Origin of the sequence: Candidatus Microbacterium colombiense (genome assembly GCA_029203165.1) — a bacterium.
Classification (GTDB): domain Bacteria; phylum Actinomycetota; class Actinomycetes; order Actinomycetales; family Microbacteriaceae; genus Microbacterium; species Microbacterium colombiense.
In genome coordinates this window covers 3,437,045-3,457,983 of sequence record CP119308.1, presented here as the reverse complement: position 1 = coordinate 3,457,983, position 20,939 = coordinate 3,437,045, and the positions used below count along the sequence as shown (strand labels likewise).

General features: G+C 69.1%; 19 protein-coding genes. 12 read left to right on the top strand and 7 right to left on the bottom strand.

What is annotated here, in order from left to right; translation table 11 throughout:
• Window positions 1-18 precede the first annotated feature (18 nt).
• On the bottom strand, window positions 19-1,662 hold the full coding sequence (pgm, locus tag P0Y60_16860) for a phosphoglucomutase (alpha-D-glucose-1,6-bisphosphate-dependent) (protein ID WEK60950.1): 1,644 nt from the start codon (window positions 1,660-1,662) through the stop codon (window positions 19-21).
• 67 nt (window positions 1,663-1,729) lie between these two features.
• Here pgm and pheA point away from each other — a divergent pair, with 67 nt between their 5' ends.
• A complete protein-coding gene (gene pheA, locus P0Y60_16855; GenBank protein WEK60949.1) occupies window positions 1,730-2,680 on the top strand; it encodes a prephenate dehydratase in 951 nt (316 codons plus the stop codon).
• Window positions 2,681-2,702: 22 nt separating this feature from the next.
• On the opposite strand, the gene P0Y60_16850 is transcribed toward pheA, so the two are convergent.
• Window positions 2,703-2,912, bottom strand: a complete 210-nt coding sequence (locus tag P0Y60_16850; protein ID WEK60948.1) for a methyltransferase — start codon at window positions 2,910-2,912, stop codon at window positions 2,703-2,705.
• 95 nt (window positions 2,913-3,007) lie between these two features.
• Entirely contained in the window at window positions 3,008-4,057 is a 1,050-nt protein-coding gene (locus P0Y60_16845) for an LLM class flavin-dependent oxidoreductase (protein ID WEK60947.1), read from the bottom strand.
• Between the two features lie 54 nt (window positions 4,058-4,111).
• On the opposite strand from P0Y60_16845, the gene P0Y60_16840 reads away from it, so the two are divergent.
• The gene (locus P0Y60_16840; GenBank protein WEK60946.1) at window positions 4,112-5,845 is read left to right on the top strand and encodes a sodium:proton antiporter; all 1,734 of its coding nucleotides are present in this window, start codon (window positions 4,112-4,114) and stop codon (window positions 5,843-5,845) included.
• A 196-nt stretch (window positions 5,846-6,041) separates the two neighbouring features.
• The gene (locus tag P0Y60_16835; protein ID WEK60945.1) at window positions 6,042-6,398 is read left to right on the top strand and encodes a YbjQ family protein; all 357 of its coding nucleotides are present in this window, start codon (window positions 6,042-6,044) and stop codon (window positions 6,396-6,398) included.
• 13 nt (window positions 6,399-6,411) lie between these two features.
• Here P0Y60_16835 and P0Y60_16830 read toward each other — a convergent pair whose 3' ends face one another.
• From P0Y60_16830 to P0Y60_16820, 3 genes are read right to left on the bottom strand one after another with little or no spacing between them, the layout of a single operon-like run.
• Window positions 6,412-6,648 carry a helix-turn-helix transcriptional regulator gene (locus tag P0Y60_16830; protein WEK60944.1) on the bottom strand — a complete coding sequence of 79 codons (237 nt, stop codon included), beginning with the start codon at window positions 6,646-6,648 and terminating at the stop codon, window positions 6,412-6,414.
• Window positions 6,645-7,394 carry a hypothetical protein gene (locus tag P0Y60_16825; GenBank protein ID WEK60943.1) on the bottom strand — a complete coding sequence of 250 codons (750 nt, stop codon included), beginning with the start codon at window positions 7,392-7,394 and terminating at the stop codon, window positions 6,645-6,647. The genes P0Y60_16830 and P0Y60_16825 overlap by 4 nt, the downstream gene beginning before the upstream one ends.
• Window positions 7,394-8,014, bottom strand: coding sequence for a hypothetical protein (locus P0Y60_16820; GenBank protein WEK60942.1), 621 nt, complete (start codon window positions 8,012-8,014; stop codon window positions 7,394-7,396). Before P0Y60_16820 ends, P0Y60_16825 begins: the two co-directional genes overlap by 1 nt.
• A 206-nt stretch (window positions 8,015-8,220) precedes the next feature.
• On the opposite strand from P0Y60_16820, the gene P0Y60_16815 reads away from it, so the two are divergent.
• The 4 genes from P0Y60_16815 to P0Y60_16800 all read left to right on the top strand — a co-directional run bounded on the left by P0Y60_16815 (window position 8,221) and on the right by P0Y60_16800 (window position 12,741).
• Window positions 8,221-10,749: an ATP-dependent Clp protease ATP-binding subunit gene (locus P0Y60_16815; protein ID WEK60941.1), complete on the top strand. Its 2,529-nt coding sequence runs from the start codon at window positions 8,221-8,223 to the stop codon at window positions 10,747-10,749.
• 80 nt (window positions 10,750-10,829) lie between these two features.
• Window positions 10,830-11,333 carry an amino-acid N-acetyltransferase gene (locus P0Y60_16810; protein WEK60940.1) on the top strand — a complete coding sequence of 168 codons (504 nt, stop codon included), beginning with the start codon at window positions 10,830-10,832 and terminating at the stop codon, window positions 11,331-11,333.
• Window positions 11,334-11,342: 9 nt separating this feature from the next.
• Window positions 11,343-11,987 (top strand): hypothetical protein, encoded by a 645-nt coding sequence (locus P0Y60_16805; GenBank protein WEK60939.1) that lies wholly within the window; start codon window positions 11,343-11,345, stop codon window positions 11,985-11,987.
• A gap of 346 nt (window positions 11,988-12,333) precedes the next feature.
• Window positions 12,334-12,741, top strand: a complete 408-nt coding sequence (locus P0Y60_16800) for a dehydrogenase (GenBank protein ID WEK60938.1) — start codon at window positions 12,334-12,336, stop codon at window positions 12,739-12,741.
• A 36-nt stretch (window positions 12,742-12,777) separates the two neighbouring features.
• Here the strand turns inward: P0Y60_16800 and radA are convergent, their stop codons facing one another.
• Window positions 12,778-14,145, bottom strand: coding sequence for a DNA repair protein RadA (radA, locus tag P0Y60_16795; protein ID WEK60937.1), 1,368 nt, complete (start codon window positions 14,143-14,145; stop codon window positions 12,778-12,780).
• Window positions 14,146-14,245: 100 nt separating this feature from the next.
• Here radA and P0Y60_16790 point away from each other — a divergent pair, with 100 nt between their 5' ends.
• The 5 genes from P0Y60_16790 (at window position 14,246) to cydC (ending at window position 20,820) form a co-directional block, all read left to right on the top strand.
• Entirely contained in the window at window positions 14,246-14,872 is a 627-nt protein-coding gene (locus P0Y60_16790; protein ID WEK60936.1) for an ArsR family transcriptional regulator, read from the top strand.
• Between the two features lie 107 nt (window positions 14,873-14,979).
• On the top strand, window positions 14,980-16,395 hold the full coding sequence (locus P0Y60_16785; GenBank protein WEK60935.1) for a cytochrome ubiquinol oxidase subunit I: 1,416 nt from the start codon (window positions 14,980-14,982) through the stop codon (window positions 16,393-16,395).
• Between the two features lie 14 nt (window positions 16,396-16,409).
• On the top strand, window positions 16,410-17,438 hold the full coding sequence (gene cydB / locus P0Y60_16780) for a cytochrome d ubiquinol oxidase subunit II (protein ID WEK60934.1): 1,029 nt from the start codon (window positions 16,410-16,412) through the stop codon (window positions 17,436-17,438).
• Window positions 17,435-19,144, top strand: coding sequence for a thiol reductant ABC exporter subunit CydD (cydD, locus tag P0Y60_16775; protein WEK60933.1), 1,710 nt, complete (start codon window positions 17,435-17,437; stop codon window positions 19,142-19,144). Before cydB ends, cydD begins: the two co-directional genes overlap by 4 nt.
• Complete coding sequence (gene cydC, locus P0Y60_16770; protein ID WEK60932.1) at window positions 19,141-20,820, top strand: thiol reductant ABC exporter subunit CydC; 1,680 nt, start codon at window positions 19,141-19,143, stop codon at window positions 20,818-20,820. Before cydD ends, cydC begins: the two co-directional genes overlap by 4 nt.
• Window positions 20,821-20,939: the final 119 nt, after the last annotated feature.

Here is a 20,939-nt window from a genome sequence, read left to right as displayed (position 1 = left end):
GCAGGTCCCGCCGTGGTGTCAGCCGCCGAGGGCCGCCGCGACCACCGCGCGCGCCTCGGACTGCACCTCGGCGAGGTGCTCGGGTCCGAGCAGGCTCTCGGCGTAGAGCTTGTACACGTCTTCGGTGCCCGAGGGGCGGGCCGCGAACCAGGCGTGCTCGGTCTGCACCTTGAGCCCGCCGATCGCCGCGCCGTTGCCCGGAGCGTGCGAGAGCTTGGCGATGATCTCCTCGCCGGCCAGGGTCGTCGCCGACACCGACTCGGGTGCCAGCTTGCCCAGCGTCGCCTTCTGCTCGGGCGTCGCCGGAGCATCCACGCGCTGATACGCCGACGAGCCGAACGCGGCCTCGAGCTCGGCGTACCGCTCCGAGGGGGTCTTGCCCGTGACCGCGATGATCTCGGCGGCGAGCAGGCAGAGCAGGATGCCGTCCTTGTCGGTCGACCAGACCGAGCCGTCCTTGCGCAGGAACGATGCGCCGGCCGACTCCTCGCCGCCGAACGCGACGGAGCCGTCGAGCAGCCCGGGGACGAACCACTTGAACCCGACGGGAACCTCGAGCAGGCGGCGGCCGAGCGACTCGGCGACGCGGTCGATGATCATCGACGACACGAGCGTCTTGCCGATCGCGGCATCCCGCGGCCATTCGGCGCGGTGCGAGAACAGGTAGTCGATCGCGACGGCCAGGTAGTGGTTGGGGTTCATGAGCCCGGCATCCGGGGTCACGATGCCGTGGCGATCCGCATCCGCGTCGTTGCCGGTGAGCACGTCGAAGTCGCCCTTCTTCGCGACCAGCGAGGCCATCGCCGAAGGGGAGGACGGATCCATGCGGATCTTCTCGTCCCAGTCGAGCGTCATGAAGCGCCAGGTCGGGTCGACCTCGGGGTTCACGACGGTCAGGTCCAGGTCGTGCATCTCCTTGATGAGCGCCCAGTACTCCACGGATGCTCCGCCCAGGGGATCCGCGCCGATGCGCACGCCCGCGCGACGGATCGCGTCGATGTCGATGATCGTGGGCAGATCGCGCACGTAGGCGTCGCGGAAGTCGTAGCCCGTGATCGAGTCCCAGTCGACATCGCCGAAGCGTCGGCGGTTCACGCCCTCGAGCCCGTTCGCGATGAGCTCGTTCGCGCGATCCGCGATCCAGCCGGTCGCGTCGGTGTCGGCGGGACCGCCGTGGGGCGGGTTGTACTTGAAACCGCCGTCGCGCGGCGGGTTGTGCGACGGCGTCACGACGATGCCGTCGGCACGGCTCGGGGAGTCGGTGGGCAGGTCGCGGTTGTAGGTGAGGATCGCGTGGCTGAGCGCCGGGGTCGGCACCCACGCGTCACGGGAGTCGACGCGCACATCGACGCGGTTCGCCAGCAGCACCTCGATCGCCGTGCGTTCGGCCGGCAACGAGAGCGCGTGCGTGTCGCGGCCGAGGAACAGCGGGCCGGTGATGCCCTGAGCCGCCCGGTAGTCGACGATCGCCTGGGTCGTCGCGAGGATGTGGTTCTCGTTGAAGCTGCCCGACAGCGAGGAGCCGCGGTGACCGCTCGTGCCGAACGCGACGCGCTCGGCGGCGACATCGGGCTTCGGGATGCGGTCGTAGTAGGCGGCGATCAGCTCGTCGACATCGATGAGGTCACTTTCCTCCGCGGGGAGGCCGGCACGGCTCGTCATGCACACAGTCTGCCCCGATTCCGCCGCAGGTGAAACTTCGGTTTCCTCCTAGAGGAGGAGGGCTAAGGTGAAACGCGTGACTGAACGCCGCACCTACAGCTATCTCGGCCCGGCCGGAACCTTCACGGAGGCGGCACTCGATCAGGTGGCGGAGGCCCGGGGCCAGAACTGGCGGCCCGTGCACAACGTCGGTGAGGCGCTCGCCGACGTGCTCGAGGGACGCAGCGACGCGGCGATGATCGCCATCGAGAACTCGATCGAGGGCGGCGTCTCCACCACGCAGGATGCTCTCGCGACGCTGCCCGGTCTGCGCATCATCGGCGAGTACCTGGTGCCGGTGAACTTCGTGCTCGTCGCCCCGCGCGGCACCACCCTCGACCAGGTGCACGTGATCGCCGCCCACCCCGTCGCCTACGCGCAGTGCCACGGCTGGCTGGGTGCGCACGTGGCCTCGCACTCGCACGTGCCGGCGGCGAGCAACGTCGCCTCGGCCATCGGCGTGCTCGACGGCACGCTTCCGGCACAGGCCGCGATCGCCGCCCCCGGCATCGTCAACCACTACGACGTCGAGGTGCTGGCATCCGACATCGGCGACAACGCGCAGGCGGTCACGCGCTTCGTGCTGGTCACCCGCACCACCACGCCGCCCGCGCCGACCGGTGCCGACAAGACCTCGCTGATCGTCGAACTGCCCCACGATCACCCGGGCTCGCTGCTCGAGATGCTCGAGCAGTTCTCGACCCGCGGCATCAACCTGTCGCTGATCGAATCACGGCCCATCGGCGACGAGCTCGGACGCTACCGGTTCGTGATCGACGCCGACGGGCACATCGAGCACGAGCGGATGGCCGACGCCCTGCTCGGCATCCGCCGGTTCAGCCCGCGCGTGGTGTTCCTCGGCTCGTACCCGCGCGCCGACCGTCAGATCGTGCATTATCCGGAGCGCTACGCCGACGACATCTTCGTCGAGGCCCGCGACTGGTTGCGCGGCATCCTCAGCGGCGAGCCCGCGGAGTAACTGACGCTCGGTTCTCGCGCGCTCAGTGCTCCTGGAACGTCGGCCGCGCGCTGCCCGGCGTCATCCGCGCGTGCAGAGCGCCCTTCGCCGCGGCGAGGTTCGGGAACGTGCCGGCTGCGGCATCCGCCCCCGCCATCGTGACCTGATATCCCTCGTCGTCGTGCCGGATGCTGCCGACAACGCCGTTCGTTCCGTAGGCGACCCAGAGTGCGAGTGTCTTGGTGGTGCTCATCGTCGAACCCCTCTCTGCTGCCGAGGCTACGCCCGTCCGCGGCGGATGACCAGCCTCACTCGGCGCCGCGACGGCGGCGCGCACCGGGGGAGTGGCTAGAGCGCTGCGGACACCAGCTGCAGGGTCTGGGCTCGGCCCTCGGCCGACGCCATCGGCTCGGCGTCGTACGCCCCGGCGACCGGAGAGAGCATGACCTCGTCGACACCCCACCGGGCGGCGAACTCGCGCACCTCGGCGGCGACCGAGTCGCCGGTGCCGACGAACCAGCGCGACCGAGCATCCTTCACGACCTGATCGGTGGCGGCATCGGCCTCGGCGATCCCGGCGGCGATCGCCTCCTCGACGGTCTCGAGCGCGGTCAGCGGCTTGTTCAGACGCAGGCGCGACATCATCCGCAGCTGGGGCAGGGCGCGGGCCTCGGCCTCCTCGACGGTCGGCGCCGCCACCGCATTCACGGTGAGGAAGGTGCGCGGTGTGGGGTGCTCCGCGCTGGGCTGGTACCCCGCGCGGTACAGGTCGAGCGCCCGTTCGAGCCCCTGCCCGGAGAAGTGGTTCGCGAACACGTAGGGCAGGCCGTGGGATGCCGCGAGCTGAGCCGAGTAGTCGCTCGAGCCCAGCAGCCACACCTCGGGAGCGCCGGTCGCCGCGGGGGTCGCGCGCACCGTGTACTCGCCGCCGGAGGTGAAGCGCACGGTCGCGCCCTCGCCCGAGACGAGTGCCGCGATGTCCTGCACGTTGCGCGGGAACTGCTCCACATCGCTCGTCGTGCCCGATCCGCGCAGCAGCTGCGTGATGACCGGGTCGCTTCCGGGCGCGCGGCCGAGGCCCAGATCGATGCGCCCCGGAGCGATGGCCTCGAGGGCGGCGAACTGCTCCGCCACGATGAGGGGCGCGTGGTTGGGCAGCATGACGCCGCCGGAGCCCAGACGGATGCGCTCGGTGCGCGATGCGGCGGCCGCGATCAGCACCGGCGGCGTCGTGGATGCCACCGCGGGCATGTTGTGGTGCTCCGCGAACCAGTAGCGACGGTAGCCGAGACGGTCAGCGGCGGCGGCGAGTGACAGGGAGGCGGCAACCGCCTCGGCACTGGTCTGGCCGGTGCGCACCGGGACGAGATCGAGGACGGAGAGTGCTGTATCGGACATCCCTGCGTGCAACGCCCGTCCGCCTGTCGGCATTCCCCCGCTACCGTGGGACTCATGGAAGCCGGGATCTTCTACGTCCTCGTCGGAGCAGTAGCCGTCGCCGCGTTCGCGCGCTGGCGAGGTTGGCCCGCGCCCCTGCTGGTCACGGTTGTCGCGCTCGCGGCATCCTTCCTGCCCGTGATCCCCGATCTCGACATCGACGGCCATGTGCTGTTGAGTCTCGTCCTGCCTCCGCTGCTCTACTCGGCGGCGCTGGACGTGTCGTTCGTGGGCTTCAAGCGCAGCCTGCCGCAGATCCGCCGCCTGGGCATCTGGCTGGTGCTGATCACGACACTCGCGGTCGGCTTCCTCGCGTGGTGGATCATGCCGTCGCTGACGCTGCCGGGCGCGCTGCTGCTCGGCGCGATCGTCGCCCCGCCCGACGCCGTCTCCGCCGCCGCGATCGGACGCCGGTTGGGGCTTCCTCGCCGCATCATGACGGTGCTCTCGGGGGAGAGCCTGATCAACGACGCCACCTCGCTCACGCTGTATCGGGTGTTCGCATCGCTGACGATCGCGGGTGCCACGCTCACGGTCTGGGACGGCGTGTGGCAGTTCCTGCTGGCGGTCGTGATCGGCGTCGTGATCGGTCTGCTCTTCGGCATCGTGCTGCATCAGCTGCGCATGCGCATCAGCGATCCGGTCGTGAACGGCACCTTCGGACTGCTCGCCCCGTTCGGCGCCTATGCGATCGCGGAGCACCTGCTCGGCTCGGGCGTGCTCGCGGTCGTCGCGATGGGCCTGTACGTCGGGTTCAACTCCCCGCGCACCGACTACACGACCCGCCAGCAGGAGAAGCCCCTGTGGCTCTCGGCCGACCTGCTGTTGGAGAGCTTCGTGTTCGCCTACATCGGCTTGCAGTTCCCGCGTGTGCTGCGCGACCTCGGCAGCGAATCCGTCGAGCAGATCCTGTTGCTCGCCGGCGCCGTGCTGCTGGTCGTGCTCATCGTGCGACCGCTGTACATCTACCCCACGAGCGCGTGGGCGAACTTCCAGGACCGCAAGCGGCTCGAACGTTGGGATCGCGGTGTCGAGTCGGGCGAGTTCGAGAAGCGGCATCGTCGATCGCGTCGCTGGGGGGAGCGCACGGCCGATGAGCTGCGCACCCAGATCGTGCGCGAGCAGATGGCCGGGCTGAAGCTCAGCTGGAAGGACAGCGCCGTGATCTCGTGGGCGGGCATGCGCGGCGTGGTCACGCTCGCGGTCGCGCTCGCCGCGGCCGACCTCGCGACCCTCAACACCGAGGCGTCGCACGCGATCGTCGTCGTCGCCTTCATCGTGACGGTCGGCACGCTGCTGCTCCAGGGCCTCACGCTGCCGCTGCTCATCCGCCGCCTGGGCATCGAGGGCGACGTCGATCATGACGACGACGAGCGGGCGCTCGCCGCGGTCAAGGAGAAGAGCCGCGAGGCGGGCAAGGCGTACCTGGCCGAGAAACGCGTGGAGTGGGAGGCGAAGTACGGTGAGGTCGACCTGAGCGTGTTCGATGCCTTCACGAAACGCATGACGAGGGTCGAGAAGGACACGGATGCCGCGCAGGCGGTGGAGGACGCCGTGACCCGGCCGTCGTACGACGACCTCGTCGCGCTGTCCCGCGGCTGGCTGCAGGTGCGCCGCGAGATCCTGCTGCAGGAGCGCGACGCCGGTGACCTCGACGAGGAGCTCATGCGCGAGCTCATCGCCGCGATGGATGCCGAGGAGCTCGCGCTCGACACCCGAGGCGCGACCCGTCAGTCCGGTCGCGCCTGACGCCGGGCTCGTCCGGCTCGCCCGTCGCCGGCATCCCGACCCGATCTGCCGCGCCGAGACCCCTCCTGAGCGCCGAGGCCCCCGCCTGCTGACGCCGCTCGGCGGGGGCGTGGACGCTCAGCGGGGGCGTGGGCGGATGCCGCGCGGCGCGCACGCGGGGCTGCCGCATCGGGCATCGCTCTGCCACCATGTCCTCATGTTCATCGTGACGACCAACGACGTGCCCGGCTACCGCATCACTCAGGTCCTGGGTGAGGTGATGGGGCTCACCGTGCGCTCCACCGACTTCGGCCAGGGGTTCACCGCGGGTTTCCGCTCGCTCGGCGGCGGCGAGATCCCGGAGTACACGCAGGTCATGTACGAGGCGCGGCAGGTCGTGATGGGGCGCATGTGGGATCAGGCGCAGCAGCGCGGCGGGAACGCGATCGTCGCGATGCGCTTCGACGCCGGATCCATCGCGAACTTCACGGAGATCTGCGCCTACGGCACCGCGGTGGTCGTGGAGCCGCTGGCCCCGGCATCCGCCGCGCCGACGCCCCCGCCCGCCACCTGAGATTCCGCCCGAGTCAGCGGGGAGCGAGCACGAGGAGGTCGCCGACCTCGCACTCCAGCGCCTCGCAGATCGCGCGGAGCGTGGAGTAGCGGATGGCGCGGGCTCGGTCGTTCTTCAGCACCGACAGGTTGACGATGCTGACCCCGACCCGCGCGCTGAGCTCGGTCAGGGTCATCCCGCGGTCGACGAGCAGCTCATCGAGTCGGCAGTGGATGCCGGTGAGCTCGTCGTCGTTGTCGGCGGGAGTCACACCAGCCCCTCCGTGTCCTTGAGCAGCGCTTCCTTCTCCTGTTGCAGGCGGAGGCCCTGACGGAACACGGCGGCGAGGGCGATGAGGCCGAGGGCCGCGGCGAACGGGAGCGGTGTGACGTTGAGGGAGAAGGTCATCGGATACCACTGGCTGTCCGGCGGGAAGACCTCGCGGAGCGCGGCCGTCGCGGCGATCGCGCCCAGCAGGTCGGACGCGACCCCGAACACGAGCACGCCGACCGCACCGATCGTGAGAGCACGCGACACGGTGTGAGAGAACGTGCGGCCCCGGAGAGTCTGGAAGCAGATGACCATGAGCATCGCGGCCGGCATCGTGGTGAACGCGAGGTTGGAGAGCTGCGCGGCGCCCGCGAGCGCCCGCAACCCGAGCGACGCACCGCCCACGGTGATGTTCGAGATCGTCCCGCCCCCGCAGTTGAGCACCGCGCCGACGGGCTCGAACTCATCCGAGCACGGCAGATCTTGCGGCCACGGCACCCAGATGGACGTGGAGGCGATCTCGGCGAAGTCGGCCGTGAACACCTTCAGCACGATGACGATCGCCCCCAGCGCCGACAGGGTGACCCACCATCCGGAGACCGTGAGGGCGGCGTCGATGGCGAGAGTGCGGCTGCCGCGCCGCTTCCCTCGCCAGACCACGATTCCGACGATGACAGCGACGACGGCGAGCCCCGCGGCGATGAAGAGGAGCGAGGGCCAGAGCTCGTTCGAGGAGTAGCCGAACATCAGACGAGTCCTTCCGTGTCGCGCTGCAGGCGATCGCCGATCACGAACACCGTGGTGATGAGGGCGACCACGAACGCCGCGAGGATGAACGTGAACGGCTCGACGCTGATGACGGCGTTCGCATCGGCGGTATCGGTGACGGCGGCAACGGTGGCGTTGGCCAGCATGTTCTCGAAGAAGCGCACCATCGCGAATCCGACGAGTCCGGTGATTCCGGCCGTGGCGACGAGCGTCGTGCGTCCGCGACCGAAGATGCGCCCGCTCAGCATGCTGCGCGCCAGCAGGATCAGGCTCCCGATCACGACGATGATGGTGATGATCTGGATGATCTGCCCGAGGATGCCGGGAACGGTCGCCATCATCGGCAGCTCGGGCGCCGTGATCGTGGCGCGATCGAGTTCGACGGGCACCACACCGGTGCCGCCGGCGCCGAGCGGGATCTCGACGCGCTGGCCGACGAACTCGACGAGCACCGGTACGTCGGTGCCCCTGGCGAGTTCCGCGATGCGCACGCCGGAGAGGATCGTGATGGTGGTGGCGATCGCGACTCCCGCGCCGCAGAACGCGATGAGGGCGCCCGTGTCACCGCGGGACAGTGGGTTCTGCTTGGTCGGGTTCATGATCGCTCCTTATCGATAGTCGTTATTAGCGATAAGCGTTAACATAACGACTGTCGATAACGCCCGTCAACCCCGCCGCTTCTCCGGCAGGGCGACCCCCTCACTCCGCCGACGGCGAACACGGGCATACCCGCCGCGCGCGGTGGTTACTCTCGATGTACAGGCGCGAGAAGCGTCTTCGCCCCGTGCGAATAAGGAGTCACAGCATGTTCGAGAGATTCACGGACCGAGCCCGTCGTGTGGTCGTCCTCGCCCAAGAAGAGGCGAAGATGCTCAACCACAACTACATCGGAACCGAGCACATCCTGCTCGGCCTCATCCACGAAGGTGAGGGCGTCGCCGCCAAGGCACTGGAGTCCCTGGGCATCTCCCTCGACGCCGTGCGCGAGCAGGTGCAGGACATCATCGGCCAGGGTCAGCAGCAGCCGACCGGCCACATCCCCTTCACCCCGCGCGCCAAGAAGGTCCTCGAGCTCAGCCTCCGCGAGGCCCTGCAGCTCGGCCACAACTACATCGGCACCGAGCACATCCTGCTCGGCCTCATCCGCGAGGGTGAGGGCGTCGCCGCGCAGGTGCTCGTCAAGCTCGGCGCCGACCTCAACAAGGTCCGCCAGCAGGTCATCCAGCTGCTCTCCGGCGCTCCCGGACGCGAGCCCGCAGCCGTCGGCGCGCAGAGCAACGACTCGCCCGCCGGTGCGCAGGGCGGCTCCGCCGTGCTCGACCAGTTCGGGCGCAACCTGACGCAGGCCGCGCGTGACAACAAGCTCGACCCGGTCATCGGTCGCGAGAAGGAGATCGAGCGGGTCATGCAGATCCTGTCTCGCCGCTCCAAGAACAACCCGGTCCTGATCGGTGAGCCCGGCGTCGGCAAGACCGCGGTCGTCGAGGGCCTCGCCCAGGCGATCGTCAAGGGCGATGTGCCCGAGACGCTGAAGGACAAGCAGCTGTACTCGCTCGACCTCGGCTCGCTCATCGCCGGTTCCCGCTACCGCGGTGACTTCGAGGAGCGCCTCAAGAAGGTCACCAAGGAGATCCGCACGCGCGGCGACATCATCGTCTTCATCGACGAGATCCACACCCTGGTGGGTGCGGGTGCCGCCGAGGGCGCGATCGACGCCGCCAGCATCCTGAAGCCGCTCCTCGCCCGTGGCGAGCTGCAGACGATCGGTGCCACGACGCTCGACGAGTACCGCAAGCACTTCGAGAAGGATGCTGCGCTCGAGCGCCGCTTCCAGCCGATCCAGGTCGCCGAGCCGAGCCTGCCCCACGCGATCAACATCCTCAAGGGGCTGCGCGACCGCTACGAGGCGCACCACAAGGTGCAGATCACCGACGGCGCGATCGTCGCGGCGGCGAACCTCGCCGACCGTTACGTCTCCGACCGCTTCCTGCCCGACAAGGCCATCGACCTGATCGACGAGGCCGGCGCACGCCTGCGTCTGTCGATCCTCTCGAGCCCGCCGGAGCTGCGCGAGTTCGACGAGAAGATCGCCAAGGTGCGCGAGCAGAAGGAGATCGCCTCCGAGGAGCAGGACTTCGAGAAGGCCGCATCGCTGCGCGATGAGGAGAAGAACCTCCTCGCCGAGCGCCTGCGTCTCGAGAAGCAGTGGCGTTCGGGTGACGTCTCGACCCCCGCGGTCGTCGACGAGGGGCTGATCGCCGAGGTGCTCGCCCAGGCGACCGGCATCCCGGTCTTCAAGCTCACGGAGGAGGAGTCCAGCCGACTCGTCTTCATGGAGAAGGCACTGCACCAGCGCGTCATCGGCCAGGAAGAGGCCATCGCCGCACTGTCCAAGACGATCCGTCGTCAGCGCGCCGGCCTCAAGGACCCGAAGCGTCCCTCTGGTTCGTTCATCTTCGCCGGCCCCACGGGTGTCGGAAAGACCGAGCTCGCCAAGGCGCTCGCCGAGTTCCTGTTCGACGACGAAGCCGCTCTCATCTCGCTCGACATGAGCGAGTTCGGTGAGAAGCACACGGTCTCGCGTCTGTTCGGCGCCCCTCCCGGATTCGTCGGATTCGAAGAGGGCGGCCAGCTCACCGAGAAGGTGCGCCGCAAGCCGTTCAGCGTGGTGCTCTTCGACGAGATCGAGAAGGCCCACCCCGACATCTTCAACTCGCTCCTGCAGATCCTGGAAGAGGGTCGTCTGACCGACGGCCAGGGTCGCATGATCGACTTCAAGAACACCGTCATCATCATGACCACCAACCTCGGTGCGCGTGACATCGCCGGTGGACCCGTCGGATTCCAGGCTGAGGGCGTCAACGCGACCAACTACGAGCGGATGAAGGGCAAGGTCAACGAGGAGCTCAAGCGCAACTTCAAGCCCGAGTTCCTCAACCGTGTCGATGACATCATCGTGTTCCCGCAGCTCTCCAAGAGCGAGCTCGTGCAGATCGTCGACCTGTTCACCAAGCGCCTGAGCGAGCGTCTGCTGGACCGCGACATGACGATCGAGTTGTCGCAGCCCGCGAAGGAGCGTCTGATCGAGATCGGCTTCGACCCGGCTCTCGGTGCTCGTCCGCTGCGTCGTGCGATGCAGCGTGAGATCGAGGACCGCCTGTCCGAGAAGATCCTGCACGGTGAACTCTCCGCGGGCGACCACGTGAAGGTCGACGTGAAGGACGGCGAGTTCCAGTTCGAGCACGGCCCGCGCGGCGAGAAGATCTCGGTCGGCGTCAACACCGGCGGCGAGATCGCGGCCACTCCCGACCTGGCCATCGCCAGCGGCGAGTAATCTCCGGATCACGAAGGGGCGGATGCTGCGGCATCCGCCCCTTCGTCGTTCTCCCAGCGCGTGGGTTCTAGGCTTGTGGTGTGAGCGAGTACATCGTCCGACCGGCGCGCAGCGCCGACGTCGTCGGCATCCGGAGTCTGCTGCAGCCCATGGTCGAGCAGCGCATCCTTCTCGGCAAGGATCTCGCCGTGCTCTACGGTTCGGTGCAGGAGTTCGTGGTGGCCGAGGCCGACGGCGAGCTGATCGGCTGCGGAGCCCTGCACGTGATCTGGGAGGATCTCGGCGAGGTGCGTACTCTGCTCGTGCGCGACGACTGGCTGCACCGAGGCGTCGGACGCGGCATCGTCGACCGGCTCGAGGCCAACGCCACCGCGCTCGGTCTGTCGCGACTGTTCTGCCTGACGTTCGAGGTGGACTTCTTCGGACGCCGCGGCTACACGCCCATCGGTGAACAGGTCGTCGACCCCGATGTGTACTCCCAACTGCTGCGCAGCGGTGACGCCGGAGTCGAGGAGTTCCTCGACTTGGCGCATGTGAAGCCGAACACGCTCGGCAACACGCGGATGATCAGGGTGCTCAACTAACCTGGAGGAATGGTCCGCCCCTCTGCTGCTGTCTACCGTCGGCGTCGGGTGGTCCTCTTCGGCGGGCTGATCCTGCTGCTCGCGGCCATCGGGATCGGCATCTGGCTCGTGATCGCGCAACCCTGGGCCCAGGCCGGCACCGCACCGGCGTCCACGCCGCCGACGAGTGAGACGCCGTCATCGACGCCCACGACGGATGCCGCGTCGCCCTCGGCCGACCCGTCGGCGCCCGCGACGCCGGCGATCGTGGCGTGCGCCGCCGCGGACATCGAGGTGAACGCGGTGACCGACGCCGACACGTACGCCGCGGGTGTGCTGCCGAAGGTGTCGATCTCGTTGACGAACACGAGCGCGACAGACTGCACGATGGATGTCGGGTCGACGACACAGGTGTTCACGGTGATGAGCGGATCCGACGTGTGGTGGCGTTCGACGGACTGCCAGGAGAACCCGAGCAGCATGATCGCCACCCTCACCGCGGGCGCGACGGTGACCAGCAAGGACCCTGTCACGTGGGATCGCACGCGCTCGAGCGTCGAGACCTGCGACCAGGAGAACCGGCAGCGGGCGCCCGGTGGCGGGGCCTCGTACCACGTGGAAGTCTCGATCGGCGGGTTCACGAGCGTCAGTTCGAAGCAGATCCTGCTGTACTGATACTTCGGAATCGTCCGCACTTCGAAGCGAAATCGGCGTGAGAGCTTCGAAACACGGCGAATATTCCGACTTTGTGTGCGGAAGTGTCTGATTTCATTCCCAATGCTCGTCGAGGGGCTGACAGGGGCCGTTCTTTGGGATACCATTGAGATCGGCTCTCGGGATCATGCGGCATATGCCATCCCCAGTGGCGTCGAACTACAGCGTCCCCAGCGCTTCGACATCGCCGCTCGAGAGCTCGAGGGCCCTCTCGAGTACCCCAGTCCCCAATGTGGGACTCGAGAGGGCCCCAATCGTCTCCCCTCCGCGTTCTGCGTACGGCTGTCGGCCTGCATAAGCTGGAGTCATGGCAGCGAAGAAGGCGAAGTCCGGCAAGAAGCCCGCCCCCGAGGAGTTCCGCTCCGAAGCGCTCGCGCTTGCGCTCGAGAAGCAGGACATCGCCGCCGTCGCACTGGCCCTGCGCAACGGCACGACGGTCGTGCCCTTGATCTCGCCCGGAGCCCGCGACAATCCACTCGACAGCGGCGAGGTGTGGACCTACCGCGACCGTGCGACCGGTGACCTGGCGCTGCTGCTGTTCAGCGACGCGAAGAACAAGCCGTCGAACCTGCCCCCCGGCGTCGGCATCTACGACGCCGCCTGGTTGCGGAAGTTCCTCGCGGCGCATCCGATCACGACCGTGTTCCTCGACATCGCGGGCCCCCACCCGATGCAGGCCCTGCCCGAGGAACTGCTCAAGGCACTCGACGCCTGAGGCTCATCGCCGACCTCGCACGCAGGAGGTCAGCGGTCAGAATGGCGGGATGTCGCGATCGGGGCGCCGACCGGTGTTGCGCGCCCGCACGTCGCTGAGCGCCGCGCGGAGGGTCTTCGACCGGTCGTCGACGACCTGTTCGTAGCCGAGACGCGCGGCCTCGGATCGGCGCTGCGCCGCCTGCGTGACCGGACGGATCTCTCCCGCCAGGCTGAGCTCGCCGACCACGGCGACCGTGCGCGGCACGGCGTTGTTCTGGATCGATCCCGCGACCGCGATCGCGATGGCGAGGTCGGCCGCCGGCTCGGTGAAGCGCACGCCGCCGACCGTCGACACATACACGTCGAGCTCGCCGGTGGGGATGCCTGCACGTTTCTCGAGGATCGCGAGCACCATCGCCACCCGCGAGGAGTCGACGCCGTGCACGATCCGCCGCGGGTTGGGCGCCTTGCTCGGCACGGTCAGCGCCTGCACCTCGACGGGCAGCGCGCGGCGGCCCTCGAGCGAGATCGCGACGCAGGTGCCCGGTTCGGTCGCGCCCTGCGACAGGAAGAGTCCGGAAGGATCGGGCACTTCGGCGATGCCGTCGCCCGTCATCTCGAAGCAGCCGACCTCGTCGGTCGGGCCGAAGCGGTTCTTGAGCGCGCGAATGAAGCGCAATGACGTCTGACGATCTCCCTCGAAGTGGCAGACCACATCGACCAGGTGCTCGAGCACACGGGGCCCTGCGACCTGACCGTCTTTCGTCACGTGCCCCACGATGATGATCGGCAGATCGCGGTCCTTCGCGATGCGGATCAGCGTCGAGGCGACCTCACGCACCTGGCTGGGCTGGCCGGCGGCACCGTCGATCATCGACGACGACACGGTCTGCACGGAGTCGACGATCACGAGCTGCGGCTGCACCTCGTCGATGTGACCCAGGATCGTGGCGAGGTCGGTCTCGCTCGCCAGGTACAGCTCATCGTGCAGGGCTCCGGTGCGCTCGGCCCGCAGCCGCACCTGGCCGGGCGACTCCTCGGCGCTCGCGTACAGCACGCGTCGTCCGCCACGCGCCGCCCGCGCGGCGACCTCGAGCAGCAGCGTCGACTTGCCCACGCCGGGCTCGCCGCTGAGCAGGATCGCCGCACCCGGCACGACGCCCCCACCGAGCACCCGGTCGAACTCGCCGACGCCGCTCGATCGGCGCGGAGCATCCTGCGTGGTGATCTGCGTGATCGGTCGCGCGGCGCGATCGGCCGTGGGCGCGATCGCGGTCACGCGCTTCAGGATGCCGGTCTGTGCGGCCTGCTCCTGCACGGTTCCCCACTGCTGGCACTCGCCGCAGCGGCCGACCCATTTCGCGGTCGTCCACCCGCATTCCGTGCAGACATACGCCGGGGGAGCGGGTTTTCGGGTGGCCATGCTCCCAGGCTATCGCCGGCATCTGACATCCCTATCGGCGGGGCCATTATTCACGGCCGGATCGCCGGGCCGGCGTCGGTGGCCTGGTCATAATGGAGACATGGCCAACGCCGGGCCCGTCTGCGGGCCGATCTCGACCTTCTCCCGGGTGCAGCTCCTGCACCTGCTGCAGTCGCGCCCCGAGCGCGCGATCGGCGAGCTGTGCGAGGCCACGGGGCTGCACCCCAACACGGTGCGCGAGCACCTGCAACGGCTGATCGAGGGTGGCTACGTCATCCAGGCCACCGAGCACCGCACGACCCGCGGTCGTCCCCGCACGCTCTACAGTGCCGCGACCGGCGCCCCCGACGCATCCAGCCCCATCGCGCGGAACAAGGCGAAGGCGGCCGCCGAACGCGGCGACCTGCTGCGCCGCGTGCTCCCGGCATCCGCATCCGTCCTCGGTCGCGACGCGACCTACCAACTGGACGCCCTGATCGAACACTTGGAGGAGAGCGGCTTCGAGCCCGTCGTCGATGACGAGCAGCTCACAGTCGATCTCAGCCCGTGCCCGCACGCTGCGGGTCGCGCCGAAGACCGTCCGATGCTGTGCACCGTGCACCTCGGCCTCATGCAGGGGGTGCTCACCGAAGCCGGTGGGCCGCTCGGCGCCGAGGCCGTGCGCCCCTCCGCCCTCCCGGCGGAGTGCACCGTACAGCTGCGTCTGACGGAGATGACCGCCGCCTAGGCGAGCATCTGTCTTATTCACGGCCGGCAGCCCCACGAGGGCCGCAGGCCCGTCGTTAGCGTGGCAGCAGCGCCGATCAGTGCACGGCGGAGAAAGAGGAGTGGCCCATGGAATGGCTCGACCCGCTGGTCCTGTCCCGATGGCAGTTCGGGCTCACGACCGTGTACCACTACCTGTTCGTGCCGCTCACGATCGGCATGGCACTGGTCTCCGCGATCTTCCAGACCGCGTGGGTGCGCACCGGCAAGGTGCAGTACCTCCACCTGACGCGATTCTTCGGCAAGATCTTCCTGATCAACTTCGCCATGGGCGTCGTGACCGGCATCGTGCAGGAGTTCCAGTTCGGCATGAACTGGTCGGACTACTCGCGCTTCGTCGGCGACGTGTTCGGCGCACCGCTCGCGTTCGAGGGACTGCTCGCCTTCTTCTTCGAGGCCACCTTCATCGGACTCTGGATCTTCGGATGGGACAAGCTGCCGCAGAAGCTGCACCTGGCCACGATCTGGTGCGTCTCGATCGGCAGCATCCTCTCGGCGTACTTCATCATCGCCGCGAACGCGTTCATGCAGAACCCGGTCGGCTACGTGTTCAACCCCGAGACGAACCGCGCCGAGCTCACCGACTTCTGGGCGCTGCTGACCAATCCGGTCGCGCTCGCCGCCTTCCCGCACACGATCTTCGGCGCGCTCATGTTCGCCGCCGGTGTCGTCATCTCGGTCTCGGCCTGGCACCTCGCGCGGGGCCAGCACTTCGAGACCATGCGCATCTCGCTCAAGTTCGGACTGTGGGCGATGATCTTCTCGACGGCCGGCGTGGTGCTCACGGGTGACCAGCTCGGACTCGCGATGTACGCCGCGCAGCCGATGAAGATGGCCGCGGCCGAGGCGACGTTCAACACGGTGTGCGGACCGGATGCGTCGTTCAGCCTGTTCACGCTCGGCACACCGGACGGCAGCTCCGAGCTGTTCTCGATCCGCGTGCCCTATCTGCTCTCGCTGCTGTCGACGCACACCTTCGACGCCTGCGTGCACGGGATCAACGATCTCAACGCCGAGTACGCCACCACCTACGCCGACACCGGCCTGACCGACTTCGCCCCGATCCTCTGGGTCACCTACTGGGCGTTCCGCTGGATGATCGGCCTGGGCATGGCCGCGGCCCTCGTCGCCGTGATCGGCCTGTGGCTCACGCGCAAGAGCGCGAAGAAGCCGCCGGCACCGTGGATGTGGAAGCTCGCGATCTGGTCGTTCCCGCTCGCGCTCGTCGCCAACATCATGGGCTGGGTCTTCACCGAGATGGGCAGACAGCCCTGGATCGTGTTCGGACTCATGACCACACAGGACGGCGTCTCGCCGGGGGTGAGCGGCGTTGAAGTGTTGATCTCGCTGATCGCCTTCACCGCGATCTACGCCGCCCTGGCCGTGGTCGAGATCCGCCTCATCATCCGGGCCGCGCAGAAGGGTCCCGACACCACCGAGCAACCCCATGACGAGACGGCCCAGCTGCCGTCGGTCGTGTACTGAGAGGAAGGGACATCATGGATCTCGCAACACTCTGGTTCTGGATCGTCGCCTTCCTCTTCGTCGGGTATTTCGTGCTCGACGGCTTCGACTTCGGCGTCGGGATGTCGCTGCCGTTCCTCGGCAAGAACGACGTCTCGCGCCGCCAGGTCATCAACACCATCGGCCCGGTCTGGGACCTCAACGAGACCTGGGTCATCGTCGCCGGCGCCTGCCTGTTCGCGTCGTTCCCCGAGTGGTACGCGACGCTCTTCAGCGGGTTCTACCTGCCGTTGCTGCTGATCCTGCTCGCGCTGATCCTGCGCGGTGTCTCATTCGAGTACCGCCACCAGCGCGAATCGGCGAAGTGGAAAGCGGGCTTCGACCGCATGATCGTGATCGGCTCCGCCGTGCCGGCGCTGCTGTGGGGCGTCGCCTTCGGCAACATCGTGCAGGGTGTCGCGCTGGACGAGAACCACATCTACGTCGGCGGATTCTTCGCGCTGCTGAACCCCTACGCGCTGCTCGTCGGGGTCACCACGCTGCTGATCTTCTTCCTGCACGGCGTGCTGTTCGTGGCGCTGAAGACCGACGGTCAGGTGCACGAGGATGCGCGCAAGCTCGCACTTCGGGCCGCGGCGCCGACCGTGCTCGCGGCCGCGGGAACCGTGATCTGGACGATCGCGCTCGCCGCCGGACGCGAAGCACCGCTGCTGTGGCTCGTGATCGGCACCGGGGCGGTCGCCGCGGTCGCTCTGCTCAGCGCGGTCGTGTTCTCGCTGCGGCGGCTCGACGGATGGGCGTTCTTCGCCGGCATCCTCACCGTGCTGTTCGCCGTGGTGATGCTGTTCGCCGCACTGTTCCCCTACGTGATGCCGTCGACGATCGACCCCGCCTACAGCCTCACGATCGCGAACGCCTCGAGCACGCCGTATACGCTGACGATCATGAGTTGGACCGCGCTGATCGCCCTGCCGCTCGTGATCGCGTACCAGACCTGGACATACTGGGTCTTCCGCAAACGCGTCACCCGGAGCTCGATCGAGGGGGCCGCGGTCCACGCGTGAAACCCGTCGACCCGAGACTGCTGCGCTACGCGGGTGCCGCGAGGGGTTTCCTCGCGGCATCCGCGCTGATCGGCGTGGTGCAGACCGCGGTCACGGTCGTGTTCGCCTGGCTGCTGACGGATGCCGTCACCGGAGCGATCGCGGGGCGTGATGTCACGGCATCCCTGCTGTGGCTGCTCGCGACCGCCCTGCTGCGCGGACTGCTGATCGCGGCATCCGATGCGGCCGGCACCCGCGCCGCGGCGAAGACCGGGATGCAATTGCGCGCGGCGCTGATCCGCGCGATCGGGGCGCTCGGGCCCGGGTGGCTCGCACAGCGCAACCGCACCGCGCTCGCCGTGACCGCGGGACACGGGCTCGAGGCGCTCGACTCGTACTTCGCGCGCTACATCCCGCAGCTGGTGCTCACCGTGATCGCGACGCCGGTGCTGCTCGCGGTGATGTGGTGGCAGGACTGGCCGAGCGGGCTCACCGCCGCGATCACGCTGCCGCTGATCCCGCTCTTCCTGATCCTGATCGGCATCGCGACCCGCACCGTGCAGACCAGGCAGTGGCAGACGCTGCAGCGGCTCGCCGTGCGCTTCGCCGACACCGTGCAGGGGCTGTCGACGCTGCGGCTGTTCGGCCGGGAGCAGCGCGCCGCCGACCGGATCGAGCAGACCGCCGACGACTACCGCCGCGAGACCATGAAGGTGCTGCGCTTCTCGTTCCTCTCGGGCTTCGCGATGGAGCTGCTCGCCTCGCTCGCGGTCGCGCTCATCGCGGTGTCGGTGGGGTTTCGGTTGCTGTCGGGCGATCTGACGCTCGAGGTCGGATTGTTCGTTCTGCTGCTCGCGCCCGAGGCCTTCCTGCCGATCCGTCAGGTGGGGGTGCAGTTCCACGCCGCCGCCGAGGGGGTCGCGGCGACCGAGGACATCTTCGCCGTGCTGGACGAGGCCGCGGGGGCGGGTGCTGCGGGGGCGGCGGTGGCGGCGGGGGCGGCGGGCGTGGCGGGCGTGGCGGTTCATAACTCCTCAAGAACGGGCGGGGTAACCGTCGACACGCCGCTCGGCCGACCGGATGCGTCGATTCTTGAGGAGTTGCGAACCGCGACACCGGGGCTCCGCGTCGAAGACCTGCAGGTTCGCGACCTCCCGCCGGTGTCGTTCGCCGCAGGACCGGGCACGATCACCCTGATCGAGGGGCCGAGCGGGGCGGGGAAGTCGTCGCTGCTGGCCGCGTTGCGCGGAGCGGCGGACTTCTCGGGCTCCGCGTCGGTCGGAGCAGCCGACGTGCAGGAGCTCGACCCCGCCCGCTGGCTCGCCTGGGCAGGTCAAGCGCCGGGGCTGATGCGGGGGACGGTGGCCCAGAACATCGCGCTCGGCGACCCGGAGCCCGACGCCGCGGGCATCCGTGCGGCGCTCGACGACGCATGCGCCGAGGGCATCGACCCGCACCTCGAGCTCGGCGTGCAGGGCGCGGGGCTCTCGGGCGGACAGGCGCAGCGCGTCGCGGTCGCCCGGGCGCTGTATCGGCACGCCCAGGATCCGCACCGGGTGCTCGCGCTCGACGAACCCTCCAGCGCGCTCGACCCGGAGACCGAAGCGCGGCTGTGGCGGTCGCTGCGCCGTCGGGCGGATGCCGGTGCGCTGATCCTGCTCGTCTCCCACCGGCGCAGTGCGCGCGACATCGCCGACCGGGTCGTCGTGCTGGGGGTCTCCGCATGAGTCTTCAGACGTCGCGGCGCGCGCGGGTGCGCGAGGTGCTGCAGTTGGCCCAGCCGCCGGTGCGCCGGTTCCTGCCCGGACTTCTGTGGGGTGCCGTCTCGGCGGGAGCGGCGGTCAGTCTGCTGGCCGTGAGCGGATGGCTCATCGTCAGCGCATCCATCGTCGACTCCCTCGTTCCCCTCTCGATCGCGGTCGTGGGGGTGCGTTTCTTCGCGGTCTCGCGTGCCGTCTTCCGGTACCTCGAACGGTTGAGCGGGCACGACGCGGCGCTGCGCCAGTTGGCCACCACGCGGGCCGATCTGGTGCGCAGTCTCATCCCGCTCTCCCCGGCCGGCCTCGGCGCCACCGACCGCGGTCACGTGCTCTCCGCGCTGGTCGATGACGTGGACAACCTGCAGAACCTGCCGCTGCGTGTCGTGCAGCCGCTCGCGGTGTCGGGTCTCGTCGCGATCGGTGCCGTCGGATTCATCGCGATCGTCGCGCCTCCTGCCGCCCTCACGCTCGCCGCCTGTCTGCTGATCGCCGCGGCTGTGGCGATCGGTATGGGGTGGCTGTTCGGTTCCCGGGCCGAGGCGCTCGTCTCCGCTCGACGCGCGGAGCTGTCGGCATCCCTCGTCGACTACATCGGCAGCCTCGACGTGCTGCTCGCCTTCGGGGCGGAAGAGCAGGCGCGCGCACGGGTGACGGATGCGGATGCCGCGCTGCGCCGTGTCGTGAGCAGGGCGTCGCTCGCGCAGGCGGTCGCGGCGGGAGTGGTGTCGGCGGTGGCCGGCGCCGCGTCGGTCTGGGCGATCGCCGCAGCGTCTCCGGGACTCGCGACCGGGGCGATCGACGGGCCGTGGCTCGCCGTCGCCGTGCTCGTGCCGATGGTCGTGTTCGAAGTGTTCGGCGCCGTGCCGATCGCCGCCGCATCGTGGCGGAGCGTGCGGGTGAGCGCTGAACGCATCGTCGACGTGCTGCCCGAGCGCATGCCGGAGGAGCTCCGCGCCGACGATGGCAGCGACACGCTCGCGTCGGGCGAGGGCACGACTCCCGCGCTCCGGTTGCGGGGCGTGCGGGCGACATGGCCGGGGGGAGTCGCCGGGCTGCGCGGCATCGATCTCGACGTGGCGCCGGGTGAACGCGTGCTCGTGTCGGGCCCGAGCGGCGCGGGCAAGAGCTCGCTCGCGGCGGCACTGGTCGGGTTCCTGCGGGTCGAGGGCGAGTACACGATCGGCGGCACCCAGGCTGCGGCGCTCTCGGGGCCGGCGCTGCGCCGTGTGGTCGGTCTGTGCGAGCAGACTCCGCAGCTGTTCGACGAGGACATCCGGCAGAACCTGCTGTTCGCCCGCGACACCGCGACCGATGACGAGCTTGTCGAGGTGCTCGGTCGGGTCGGGCTGGGGGACTGGGTGCGCGAACGCGGCGGGCTCGATGCGCGCGTCGGTGACCGCGGGGCACTCGTGTCGGGCGGTCAGGCGCAGCGCATCGCTCTGGCGCGGGCGCTGCTGCGCGGCTTCCCGGTGCTGGTGCTCGATGAGCCGACCGCCGGGGTGGACCCCGCAGCATCCGATGCCCTGCTCAACGACCTGCTGGGGGCGACGCGTGGCCAGTCGGTGCTGCTGATCTCGCACGTCGATCCGCCCGCGGGCACGGTCGACCGCGTGGTGCGCATCGAGGCCGGTCGCACGGTCTGACGGGCCGCTCGGGGCGAGGTTGGCTGGAGGTGGTCGGTCCCGCTCCCTCTCGAGCGACGGTCGCGAATGGTCGCTTCGCCCGCGTGGATGCGGCTGGAGGCGGTCGCGATCTGCCGCTT